Here is a 12,004-nt window from a genome sequence, read left to right as displayed (position 1 = left end):
ATGCCTGCTTCGGTCGGAAACCCGAGGGGTAGTCTGTCGAAGGTTTGATCGGTACCGTTGGGCGGGTTCCGGTGGATATTGAAGGGAAAGAGAGAGGGGGAGGCATGTTCAAGGTGCATAAGTCCCGTTGGGCGCGTCAGATTGTGCTGTGCATGGTTCTTGCCGTGGTGACGGTGGGTGACTCATTCATCATCCAGATGCTGATGGACGCCGTGCAGCAATCCCAGTGGAATCGTTTCGGGTGGCTGTGCGCGTTGAGCGTCGTGTGGATCGCCTTGCACGTGTTCATGTTTTTCTACCGCATGACGGATGCCGACAAGCTGGCGAATACGATGATCGCCGACCTGCGTGACGACCTCATCGATCGGCTCGACGGCTCCGTGCTGGTGAAGGCGTCGGACAACGCCGACCTGCTCTACTCCCAGTTCGCCTCGCAGCTGGAGGTGGTGAAGCGGGATTATCTGGATACGCTGCTGTGGGCGTTGTATCTGTTGTGCCAGCTGGCGCTTTCCGCGGTCGCGGTCGTCTGCCTGAACCCGGTGCTCGCCGCGGTGGCGCTGGTATTGTGCATCCCCATGGCGTTCGTGCCGGTATTGGCCAAACGCGTGGTGGAACGGGCGCGGCGGCGTCTGTCCTCCAGCGTGGACGAGCTCAACGACGCGACCGGCGACGTGCTGCACGGCCTGGTTGACTGGAGGCTGGCCGATGCCGGCCGATGGTTCCTGTGTTCCGTGCACGGGAAGGTGAAGGGGTGGCTGTTTGCTGCGAACCACGAGGCGACGGTCCGTCAGGGCGTGGATACCATCAGCCACACGCTGACGATCGTGGTGGTGTTCGGGGTCTGGATCGGCGGCGGCCTGCTGATCATGCAGGGCACGATGTCCGTTCCGCAGATTGTGGCGTTCTACAGCCTCATCGGCAACATCTCCGTGCCGCTGTTCCAGATGTCGGGACTGGTGGCGCAGTACCATGCCGGTGCCGCGGTGCTGGAACGGGTCAGGCGGACCTTCGACGAGTGCGTGTCTTCCGCCGGGCTCCCGGCTGCGTCGCATCAGGAGCCGGATGCCGGACGGCAGACAACCGCGGACACCGGCGTGCACATCATCACCTATGAGAGCGTCCGCTTCCACACGCGGCAGTCGGAGTCCGACCAGACCCAAAGCCCGGCGATCTCGGTGACCCTGTGTACGGATCGGCGGTATCTGGTGGTCGGCCCGAGCGGCGCCGGGAAATCCTCGCTGATCCGTCCGCTGTTCAGGCTGGATGATGACTACCAGGGGACGATCAGCGTGGATGGTGCCGATCTGCGGACGATGGGCGACGTCGGCATCGGCACGATGGCGGGGCTGCTTTCTCAATCGAGCCACATCTTCAACGCCGCGGTGCGGGAGAACATCCGCATGATGGACGAGCGTATCGGTGACCGATCCATCCTGGACGCCTGCGACCAGGCGATGATAGGCGACTGGGTCAGGCGGCGTGGTCTGGATACCGTCATCGACAACACGTTGACCTCGGTCTCGGGCGGCGAACGCCAGCGATTGCTGCTGGCCCGTCTGCTGGTCCGCAAACCGGCGTTCTGCGTGTTCGACGAGCTGGTCACCGGTCTGGACAACCGGACCGCGGCGATGGTCGAGGAGACGATGTTCCGCGCGGTTCAGGGGTTCGTGTACATCACCCATCACATCAATGACACCGTGCTGGAGCATGTGGATGAGGTGCTGGTCATCACCAAGCAGGGATTGACCGAGTTCGCCGATCCCGATGAGGCACGCCCCATGTTGGAGCAGCTAGGCCTTTTGGCGTAGCTGCTCCAACATCGTTCAGCCCGCGAATGCGATCGGCGCGGCCAGCTCGGTGCCCGATCCATCGCGGCGCATATCCGGCTTCGGCAGCTCCACCGGGTTGCCGCCCTCGGTCGAGGCGTGCAGCGGGTACAGGCCCACCCACGCGAAGATCAACGTGTTCTGGCCCTTGAGGAAGCGCTGCGACCGTACGCCGCCGGTGGCCCGGCCCTTGGTCGGGTACATCTCCAACGGGGTGACCTTGGCCGACCCGTTCTCGGTGCCGGGCAGCGCGTCCGCGTCACCGGCCACGGTGAGCACCACCGCGCCGGAGGCGGAGAACAAACCGTTCTCGCCCTCCTCATAGGTCCATGCCACCTTGCCGGCCGGAATCACGTTGAACGCCATCACCTGGCAGCCGTCGGCCAGTTTGATGCCGGCCATGCCGCCGGCCGTACGACCCTGCGGGCGCACATTGCCGGCCTCATAGGTCAGCAGCGAGGAGTCCGAGGAGACGAACACCAGTCGGTCCTCGTCGGCGGCGGGGGCGGCGAATACCACCGTGTCGCCGTCCTTCAGATCGATCACGCCCCACGAATCCATCGTGGTCGGCGACTCACGGTTCCACCGCTTGACCACGCCGTGGCGCGTGCCGATTGCCAACGGCGGCAACGGTTCGGCATCCGAGCCGGCAGAGGCCATCGGAACTGCCGTCACCACGCGCTCACCAATCACCGGGTCGGTATGCTCGGTGGTGGCCAGCAGCTCCTCGGCCTTGACGCCACCGGTCACGCTCAGCGTGGTGGAGGCGGGCAGCGCCGGCAGATCGGCCACATGGGCGAGCACCAGACGTCCCGCCGACGTGATCAGACCATACGAGGCCAGCGTGGTGGTCGGGAACAGGGCCACGATCTGGTCGCCATCCACGCGCGCGTCACCCGACGAACGCGACTCCCATACGTCCAAGGCACTGGGGGAGGTGCGGGCGATCAGTCCGGAGGCGCCCATCATCACCACGCACGGTTCGTCGTCCAACTGCAGCGCGGATACGGCGCCCGCATCCTCGCCGGCCTTCCTGGCGGCGGCAGCGGCGGCGGCCACGTCGGCCTCGGCGGAGGACACGGTGTGCGCGGTGCGCACGGCCTCCATCGCCCCCGCGGGCACGCCTTCGGCGCCGGCCGCGGTCACCGGACGCATCGAGCCATCCGCATCCACATCCAGCAGCACGGTGCGGCGCGGCGAGCCGTACTTGGCGGCCACGTCGTCCATTTCGGAGACCACCACGCGGTCCAGTTCGGCGGCGGACGCCAGAATGCGTTCCAGCTCCTCGATCCTGCGGCGCAGATCGTCGCGCTCGGCCTCCAGCTCGATCCGGCTCATCCGGGTCAGGCGGCGCAGCCGCAGATCCAGGATGTACTGGGCCTGCACCTCGTCCAGGTCGAACACGGCCATCAGGCGGCTCTTGGCCACGTCCGCGTCATCGGAGGAGCGGATCACCTGGATCACCTCGTCGATGTCCGCCATCGCCAGCAGCAGGCCCTCGACCAGATGCAGCCGCTCCTGCGCCTTCGTGCGGCGGAATTCGCTGCGGCGGCGCACCACCACGCGGCGGTGGTCGATCCACACCTGCAGCATCTCCTTCAGTCCCATCGTGTGCGGGCGGCCGTCCACCAGCGCCACGTTGTTCATCGTGAAGTTGTCCTGCAACGGGGTGTGCTTGAACAGCTGCACCAGTACCGCGTTCGGGTCGAACCCGGTTTTGATCTCGATGACGATGCGCGTGCCGTTATGCCGGTCGGTCAGGTCGATCGCGCCCGAGATGCCTTCGAGCTTGCGGTTCTTGACGCCCTCGGAGATGCGTTCCAGCACGCGCTCGGGGCCCACCATGAACGGCAGTTCGGTCACCACGATCGCCTTCTTGCGGGCCGTGACGTTCTCGATATGCGTGGCCGAACGGGTGGTCAGCGTGCCGCGGCCGGTCTCGTAGGCCTCACGAATGCCGTCGCGTCCGATGATGATGCCGCCGCCCGGCCAGTCCGGACCCGGCACGTAGCGCATGAGCTCCTCCAGCGTGGCGTCTGGATGCGCCATCAGGTGCTTGGCCGCGTTGATGACCTCGCCCAGGTTGTGCGTGGCCATATTCGTGGCCATGCCCACGGCGATGCCTGAGCCGCCGTTGACCAGCAGGTTCGGGATGGCGGCCGGCAGCACGGTCGGCTCCTTGAGCTTGTTGTCGTAATTCGGCGCGAAATCGACCGTGTCCTCGTCGATGTCGGCGTTCATGCCCAGCGCCGCGGGCGCGAGCCGTGCCTCGGTGTAGCGCGAGGCGGCCGGGCCGTCGTCGAGCGAACCGAAGTTGCCGTGGCCGTCCACCAGCGGCAGACGCATGGCGAACGGCTGCGCCAGACGCACCATGGCCTCGTAGATCGCCGAATCGCCGTGCGGGTGGAGCTTGCCCATCACCTCACCGACCACGCGCGCCGACTTCATGTACGGGCGGTCCGGGTTCAGGTTCATCTGGCCCATCTGGTAGACGATGCGGCGCTGCACCGGCTTCATGCCGTCGCGGGCGTCGGGCAGGGCGCGCGCATAGATCACCGAATACGCGTATTCGAGGAACGACTTGCTCATCTCCTCGTTCAACGGCGTCTCGACGATATGCTCCTTGACCGTGCGCGGGTCGAAGGCCGGCTGCGCCGTCTTGCGATGTGATGCCATGCGACAAGCTCCCAACACTGAAACCTACAAACCGAACCATGATACCGCATCGGCGGAACCAGCGGCTGGTGCGGCCATCATCCCGGACCCTGACACATCAGTCCGCAGCCGACCGCTCATCCGGACTCTGATCCATCGGGACCGTGACTCTGACACATCGTTCCGCAACCGAGCGTTATCCGGGACCTGACACATCGTGCACCCACACATGTTTTCGCCCGACGGTGGTTGAATGAACGGTATGAGTGTGGAAGTGCCCGAGATGGAGGAGCTGCTGCGGCCCATGCCGGTCGCCCGGTATGGGGATGATGCCGATGGGACGGTGCGAGGGGGAGCGTTGCACCTGTCAGCCCTGCTGCCGGCTCTGTCCTCGGCGATCGGCTGTCCGACACCGACGGCGGTGCATCGCGATCTGACCGCCCTGCAGCGGGCTTTGGGCCTGCCTGACGTGTCGTCGGCGGTTGTGGTGCTGGTGGACGGCCTGGGGTACTGGAATCTGGCGATGCGTCTGGGGCACGCCCCCTATCTGCGTTCCCTGATGAACGATGCCGCCAACCAGCGGCCGATCTGTACCTGCGCCCCCAGCACCACGGTGGCCGCGATGGGCGTCTTCGGCACCGGCACCTGCCCCGGCCTGACCGGTATGGCGGGCTACACGCAGCGCAACCCGGTGACGGGGCAGCTGGCGCAGCTGATCCAATTCCGGGATTCGATCGCGCCCCATGACCTGCAGCGGCAGCCGACGGTATTCGAGCTGCTGACGGAACGGGGCGTGCGCGTCACCAGCTCCGGGCTTCCGAAGTTCGCCGCGTCGCCGCTGACGGAGGCGGCGTTGCGCGGCACGCAATACATCTCGAACGTGATGCCCCGTGATAGGGTGCTCGCCGCCGCGCAGGCCGCGCGCGAACCGGGATTGACCTACCTGTATATCCGCGACGCCGACAAGGTAGGCCACGCCTACGGCTGGAACAGCGACAAGTGGATCGGGACCTTCGAACGCATCGACGCCCAGCTGTCGTTGTTGCGGCGCAGCGTGCCGCGGGGGACGCTGGTGGTCGTCACGGCCGATCACGGCATGGTCTCATCCGACCCCGGGCTGTGCGTCGACATCGCCGCGCAACCGGAATTGGACGAGGGCGTGGCGCTGGTCGGCGGCGAACCGCGCTCGCTGATGCTGTACGCGAAGGATGATGCCGATCCGCGGGATATCGCCGAGCGTTGGCGGAACCGGTTGGGGGAGCACGCCGTGGTCCGCACGCGACGTCAGGCGATCGACGAGGGGATGTTCGGACCGGTGGATCCCCGTGTCGAGCCGATGATCGGCGACGTGCTGGTCTCGGCCGCGGGACGGCTGACGGTCGTCGATTCACGCATCCAGACGGCGCAGGCGATGCAGCTGCCGAGCGTGCACGGCTCGCAGACGGCGTTGGAGTCGGATATCCCCTGCCTGGTGGATCTGGCCTGAGACGGTCTTCGGTTCAGTCGCCGAAGAGGATCTCGTCCCAGCTGGGGACCGCGGAACGGCCGGAGCGGCGCTTGGGCTTGGCCGTGGGTGACTGGTCCGCCGCAGCCGGAACGGGCTGGGCCGGCTCCGCCGCGGGGGCGTCTTGGGACTGGGCCGAATTGGGGGATTCGGGGGCGTCGGCCGCGCCCGAATCCTGTACCGCCGGTGCCGGGGCGTTCTCGGCGGTGTTCCATGACGACATGGTCTGCTCGATGAGCGCCGAACGCGTGGAATCGCCGGGCAGGTTCAGCGGTGCGGCGAACCCGTCGTCGGCCTCGGGATCGTCCGGCGGGGGAACGTCGGCCGGACGACCGCCGATGAGCTTGCCCGCGGTGCGGTTCAGACAGACCACCGCGTTGTCATGCATGTTCCACGACCATTCCGCCCGCACGGCGCGGCCTGCCGACATGAACTGCGCCGTGATCTTCCACGGTTCCAGGCCTCGTCGTGTGGCGCGCCACACGACTTCGTCGGGCCTGATCCGGGCGGCGGCCAGCGTGCGGTCGATCAGATCGGACAGCGTGTGGGCACGGCTCTCCTTCGGCGCCGGCACGGAGAGGAACTGTTCGATGGCGTACTGCTTCTCGGTCTCCACTGCGGACGAGAACCTGCGGACCAGGGCCTCGCTCAGCCCGTAGCGTTCGGCCACGCGCGCGGGGTCGGCGCCTGCCCGGATCAGGGATTGGATCTGCGAGATCGGCAGGGTCTGCGGCTGCGGCTGCCGCGGCGTCATCTCCGAGGTGATCTGCTTGGCCTCAAGCATGGCCCGTTCCAGCGTGTCGTCCACTGGCACGGCGAAGCGCTGCTCCCCGGCGGCGAACACCAGGCGACCCTCCCCGTCGACATGGTCGAAATGGGCTTGAACAAGCGGCTGGTCGGTCATCGGCGCATCACTTTCCTCATACGAAACGAACCTTCTACCATTGTGCCCCACGTGTCGGATTTTACGAGTATTTCACATCGTGTATCCTAAGCGGAGAAAATGTCATGTATTCTATGGCGCATACTCGCCATCGGGAAGAAAGGATCATCATGGCACAGGATTACGATTCGCCTCGCAACAAGGACGAGGACGAGGAGTCGCTGCAGGCGTTGGGCAAGGGGGCTCAGAACTCGTCGAGCGACATCGACGACGATGAGAACTCCATCGCCGAGGATTACGAGCTGCCCGGCGCCGATTTGAGCAACGAGGACGCTTCGGTGACGGTGATCCCGATGCAGGGCGACGAGTTCATCTGCTCGGAGTGCTTCCTGGTCAAGCACCGCAGCCAGCTCGCCGGCACGTCGGCGGACGGCCAGCCGGTGTGCAAGGAGTGCGCCGCCTGATGGCCTTCGACGAATCCTACAACGAGCCCGAACACGTGGAGGTGCTGATTCGTTCGGTCGACCCCTCCCATCCGGTCCAGCTGCGGTACGCGCATGCCGGTGACGCCGGCGCGGATCTGATGACCACGCAGGAGGTCACGCTCAAACCGTTCGAGCGCGCGTTGGTGCCGACCGGTGTGGCCATCGCGCTGCCCGCCGGATACGTGGCGCTGGTCCATCCGCGTTCCGGGCTGGCCGTCAAGCAGGGGGTGACGGTGCTCAACGCTCCCGGCACCGTGGATGCCGGGTACCGTGGCGAGATCAAGGTGCCGCTGATCAATCTTGATCCGGAGCATACCGTCGTGTTCCATCCCGGCGACCGGATCGCCCAGCTGATCATCCAACGGTATGTGGAGGCCAGGTTCATGCCCGCCGAGGTGTTGCCCGGTTCCGATCGCGCCGAACGCGGATTCGGCTCGACGGGGGTGTCCGCGGCCTGAACGCGACATTCCGCGCGTCCACCGATGCCCGCAAGGGTAGGATGGTGAGCATACGAGAGGAGGTACAACGATGATGTCCGATGTCGACGAGGAATATTTCTCCGCTCGTATGCTCGGCTGCGAGATCAGCGGCAACCCGCTCGATCCGTTGGAGCCGATTATGAACGCCTGTCTGGCGCACCACCCCGATGAGGATATGGACATCCTCAAACGCGCCTACCGCCGTGCGGTGCGCCAACATTCCGCGCAGCGCCGCAAATCCGGCGAACCGTACATCATCCATCCCCTGGCCGTTTCCCAGATCCTCGCCGATCTGGGCATGGGGCCGCTGGTGGTGGCCGCCGGCCTGCTGCATGACACGGTGGAGGACACCGACTACACGCTGGACGAGTGCCGCGCCGAATTCGGCGACACCGTCACCGGTCTGGTGGACGGCGTGACCAAGCTCTCGAAGATGGAATACGGCGACTCGGCGCAGGCCGAGACGATCCGCAAGATGGTGGTGGCGATGAGCCGCGACGTGCGCGTGCTGGTCGTCAAGCTCGCCGACCGCGTGCACAACGCCCGCACCTGGCGGTACGTCAAGACCTCAAGCGCGCAGAAGAAGGCGCGCGAGACGCTGGACGTCTACGCGCCGCTGGCCAACCGCCTGGGCATGAACGCCATCAAGACCGAGCTGGAGGAGCTGAGCTTCAAGGTCCTGTACCCGAAGATCTACAACGAGATCGTGGTGCTGGTGGCCCGCCGTGCCGGCCAGCGCGACGTGTACCTCAAGCAGATTCTGGCCGAGATCAACGAGGATCTGGACGCGCAGCACATCGACGCGTACGTGACCGGCCGTCCGAAGGACTATTTCTCGATCTACCAGAAGATGATCGTGCGCGGGCATGATTTCGAGAACATCTACGATCTGGTGGGCGTGCGCATCATCGTCGACTCGATCCGCGACTGCTATGCGGCGTTGGGTGCCGTGCACGCGCGGTGGAGCCCCGTGCCCGGGCGGTTCAAGGACTACATCGCGATGCCTAAGCTCAACATGTACCAGAGCCTGCACACCACGGTGGTCGGTCCCGGCGGCAAGCCGGTGGAGATTCAGATCCGCACGTGGGACATGCACCGGCGCGCGGAGTTCGGCATCGCCGCGCACTGGAAGTACAAGGCCAACGGCCAGGCCGGCCGCGCGCTGAGCTCGCCGGACACGGCCGACCGCAGGCGCGAGAACGCCGAGAACCAGGAGCTGAGCGAGGCCGACAACCTCAAGTGGATCCAGCAGCTGGCCGACTGGACTAGCGAAACCCCCGATTCGAACGAGTTCCTGGGTTCGCTCAAGGAGGATCTCGGCTCGGCCGAGGTGTATGTGTTCACCCCGAAGGGCAAGATCGTCTCGCTGCCGGCGCAGGCCACGCCCGTGGACTTCGCCTACGCCGTGCACACCGAGGTCGGCCACCGCACGATGGGCGCCCGCGTCAACGGCCGTCTGGTGCCGCTCGACACCAAGCTGGAGAACGGCGACACGGTGGAGGTGCTCACCTCCAAGTCGGATACGGCCGGTCCCTCACGCGACTGGTTGAGCTTCGTCAAGAGTCCGAAGGCCCGCAACAAGATTCGTCAGTGGTTCAGCAAGGAACGCCGCAGCGAGGCCATCGAGGAGGGGCGCGACGACCTGACCCGCGCCATGCGCAAGCGCAACCTGCCGATCGCCACGCTCATGTCGACCGAGGCGCTGATCGGTGTGGCCGACGAACTGAACTATCCGAACCCCGACAGCCTGTTCGCCGCCATCGGCGATGGGCAGGTCTCCACGCAGAACGTCATCGCCCATCTGATCAAGGACGCCGGCTCCGACGAGGTCGATGAGGAGGCCGAGCAGGAGCTGCTGCCGCTGCGCCGCACCCCGGAACGTTCCAAGCCCACGAACGCGTTGGGCATCTCCGTCAAGGGCGTCGGCGACGTGTGGGTCAAGCTGGCCCGCTGCTGCACGCCGGTGCCGGGCGACGACATCGTCGGCTTCATCACCCGCAACCAGGGCGTGTCGGTGCATCGCACCGACTGCCAGAACATGATCGACCTGCAGCACCGCCAGCCCGAACGCGTGATCCCCGTGCAATGGACCAGTACCAAGGGCCTGTTCATGGTCAAGATCCAGGTGGAGGCGCTGGACCGCCCGCACCTGCTGAGCGACGTGACCCGCGTGCTCTCGGACCACGGCGTGAACATTATGTCCGGTAACATCGCCACCGGTGCCGATCGCGTGGCCATCAGCCAGTTCTCGTTCGAGATGGCCGACCCGCAGCATCTGAACACGCTGTTGTCCGCGGTGCGCAAGATCGACGGCGTCTTCGACGTCTACCGCATCACCGGCGCTAAGGATTCCGCCGAACCGCGCCTGCGCCGCATGCAGTAGTCCAGCTGTTGTGACGCTGACGCATCGTGACCGTGATCCATACCCTCACGGACTCTGATCTATCGGTGACGTATCGGCAGGGTCCCGTACATCGCGTTTCCTGGACTCTGATCTATTGTGACTGTGATCTATTGGGTGGAATCCCAGTAAAGCCGCGGTTTTTCGTGACCGTGATCCTTCGTGTCACGGTCACGATAGATCAGAGTCACAAAAAACGGTGGTGGCGGCCCGCTGGGGAGTCGCCACCACCGATATCGATGAGTCGAACGATGGAACCGTTGCTTACTTGACCACTTCCACCGAGATGATGCCGGCGGGCTCCATCGGGCGGTCGGAACGGTCGGTCGGCAGCGCCTCGAGCTTGTCGACCACGGCCTTGGACTCGTCGTCGGCCACCTCGCCGAAGATCGTGTGATGGCCGTTGAGCCACGGGGTCGGCACGGTGGTGATGAAGAACTGCGAGCCGTTGGTGCCGTGGATCTTGCCGTCCATGCCACGGCGCAGACCGGCGTTCGCCATGGCCAGCAGGTACGGGTGGTCGAAGGTCAGCGTCGGCACGATCTCATCGTCGAAGTCGTAGCCGGGGCCGCCGGTGCCGGTGCCCAGCGGGCATCCGCCCTGGATCATGAAGTCCTTGATGATGCGGTGGAAGGTCAGTCCGTCGTAGAACGGCTCGTTGCTCTCCTCGCCGGTCATCGGGTCGCGCCAGGTCTTCTCACCGGTGGCGAGCCCCACGAAGTTGGCCACGGTCTCCGGGGCCAGGTCGTCGAACAGGTTGATGGTGATGTCACCCTCGGAGGTGTGCATGATAACTGTAGTCATGCTCCCCAGTGTCGCATGCCCGTCAGACCGGGACAACGTGGGCTGGCTCTGGCGGCTCTATCGGTTGTCACCGTAGATGGGAGGCGACGTCAAACGAGTTTGGCGAACATGCGGGTGGTGTCCTTGATATGCCTGAATCCGTAGCGCTCATAGAAGCCGATGGCGTCGTCGTCCAACGGGTCGACGATGAGGGCGCGGGCTCCGATTTGCGTGGATGCGGCAAGTGCGTGCTCTACCGCGTCCTTCAGGAGAAGAGTACCGAGTCCTTGGCCTTGGTGACGATCGTCGACGGCGAGCATACCCAGCAAGATGACGGGAATCTGTTCGGGGGTGTTGCGCGCCAGCCATCCACCGTGCACGTCACCGCGGCTTACGCTGTTTGCGGACAATGAGTAGAAGCCTGCCAGCAATCCGTTCTCGTCCATGGTCACGTAGGTGACGGCTGTTCCCCGATTCAATGCGTTGAGGGCGTGATTGAGCAGCCATGAATCCAGCAGCTCCTTGCCACAATGGAAACCTGACAGGTCATCACCCAGTTCGATCCTTCTTGGCTTGGTGAATCCTACAGCCATTGCGCGTCCCTCTTGAGCAGGTCCTGCAGCGCCTGAGGCATCGGCCCCTCCAAAGCTTCCTTGAACTCGTCGAACGCGCGAGCGGACAGGCGGATGGTGGTCTCCTCTTCGATGTCCTTCCGTGCGTCGGCCATGAGGTGATCCAGCGCCCATTGGGTGATGGTCGCACCTTTGAGAGTGGCGGCCTTGTCGATGGTGGAGCGTTGCTCGGGGGTCATCCTCACCGCCAATCGGGAGGAACGTATTGCGTCTACCGTTGTTGCAGTCATAGTTTTATTGTACGCCAAATTGGCATACAATAATAGTTGTGGTGGGTGTCCGTGACAAAATCTACTCCGAATGTTTCGGTCGTCAGCGGTCACCTTGCGGGGAATGCGTGTGATTGTCGGATTTCG

10 protein-coding genes are annotated in these 12,004 nt (G+C 65.0%); 5 read left to right on the top strand and 5 right to left on the bottom strand.

The genetic code is table 11. The features are described 5' to 3' along the window. Positions 1-104: 104 nt before the first annotated feature. The gene (locus OU11_RS02025; RefSeq protein WP_033514181.1) at positions 105-1,808 is read left to right on the top strand and encodes an ATP-binding cassette domain-containing protein; all 1,704 of its coding nucleotides are present in this window, start codon (positions 105-107) and stop codon (positions 1,806-1,808) included. 15 nt (positions 1,809-1,823) lie between these two features. On the opposite strand, the gene OU11_RS02020 is transcribed toward OU11_RS02025, so the two are convergent. After that, positions 1,824-4,502, bottom strand: a complete 2,679-nt coding sequence (locus OU11_RS02020) for a DNA gyrase/topoisomerase IV subunit A (RefSeq protein WP_033514180.1) — start codon at positions 4,500-4,502, stop codon at positions 1,824-1,826. Between the two features lie 241 nt (positions 4,503-4,743). On the opposite strand from OU11_RS02020, the gene OU11_RS02015 reads away from it, so the two are divergent. After that, positions 4,744-5,967: an alkaline phosphatase family protein gene (locus tag OU11_RS02015; protein ID WP_033514179.1), complete on the top strand. Its 1,224-nt coding sequence runs from the start codon at positions 4,744-4,746 to the stop codon at positions 5,965-5,967. A 13-nt stretch (positions 5,968-5,980) separates the two neighbouring features. On the opposite strand, the gene sepH is transcribed toward OU11_RS02015, so the two are convergent. After that, positions 5,981-6,889 carry a septation protein SepH gene (gene sepH / locus OU11_RS02010; protein WP_033514178.1) on the bottom strand — a complete coding sequence of 303 codons (909 nt, stop codon included), beginning with the start codon at positions 6,887-6,889 and terminating at the stop codon, positions 5,981-5,983. 149 nt (positions 6,890-7,038) lie between these two features. On the opposite strand from sepH, the gene OU11_RS02005 reads away from it, so the two are divergent. The 3 genes from OU11_RS02005 (at position 7,039) to OU11_RS01995 (ending at position 10,215) form a co-directional block, all read left to right on the top strand. Then, positions 7,039-7,332: a DUF4193 domain-containing protein gene (locus tag OU11_RS02005; RefSeq protein WP_033514177.1), complete on the top strand. Its 294-nt coding sequence runs from the start codon at positions 7,039-7,041 to the stop codon at positions 7,330-7,332. Beyond that, a complete protein-coding gene (gene dut / locus OU11_RS02000; protein ID WP_033514175.1) occupies positions 7,332-7,811 on the top strand; it encodes a dUTP diphosphatase in 480 nt (159 codons plus the stop codon). Before OU11_RS02005 ends, dut begins: the two co-directional genes overlap by 1 nt. Before the next feature lie 73 nt (positions 7,812-7,884). Then, complete coding sequence (locus OU11_RS01995; RefSeq protein WP_033514290.1) at positions 7,885-10,215, top strand: RelA/SpoT family protein; 2,331 nt, start codon at positions 7,885-7,887, stop codon at positions 10,213-10,215. A gap of 282 nt (positions 10,216-10,497) precedes the next feature. On the opposite strand, the gene OU11_RS01990 is transcribed toward OU11_RS01995, so the two are convergent. The 3 genes from OU11_RS01990 to OU11_RS01980 form a co-directional block, all read right to left on the bottom strand. Next, complete coding sequence (locus tag OU11_RS01990; protein ID WP_033514174.1) at positions 10,498-11,037, bottom strand: peptidylprolyl isomerase; 540 nt, start codon at positions 11,035-11,037, stop codon at positions 10,498-10,500. An 89-nt stretch (positions 11,038-11,126) separates the two neighbouring features. Continuing rightward, positions 11,127-11,609 carry a GNAT family N-acetyltransferase gene (locus OU11_RS01985; protein ID WP_033514173.1) on the bottom strand — a complete coding sequence of 161 codons (483 nt, stop codon included), beginning with the start codon at positions 11,607-11,609 and terminating at the stop codon, positions 11,127-11,129. Next, entirely contained in the window at positions 11,600-11,878 is a 279-nt protein-coding gene (locus OU11_RS01980) for a type II toxin-antitoxin system TacA family antitoxin (RefSeq protein WP_033514171.1), read from the bottom strand. Before OU11_RS01980 ends, OU11_RS01985 begins: the two co-directional genes overlap by 10 nt. Positions 11,879-12,004: the final 126 nt, after the last annotated feature.

This window comes from Bifidobacterium pullorum DSM 20433 (assembly GCF_000771405.1).
GTDB classification, from domain to species: domain Bacteria; phylum Actinomycetota; class Actinomycetes; order Actinomycetales; family Bifidobacteriaceae; genus Bifidobacterium; species Bifidobacterium pullorum.
The sequence above is the reverse complement of the archived record's forward strand: the minus strand, read 5'-3'. Positions and strand labels throughout refer to the sequence as shown.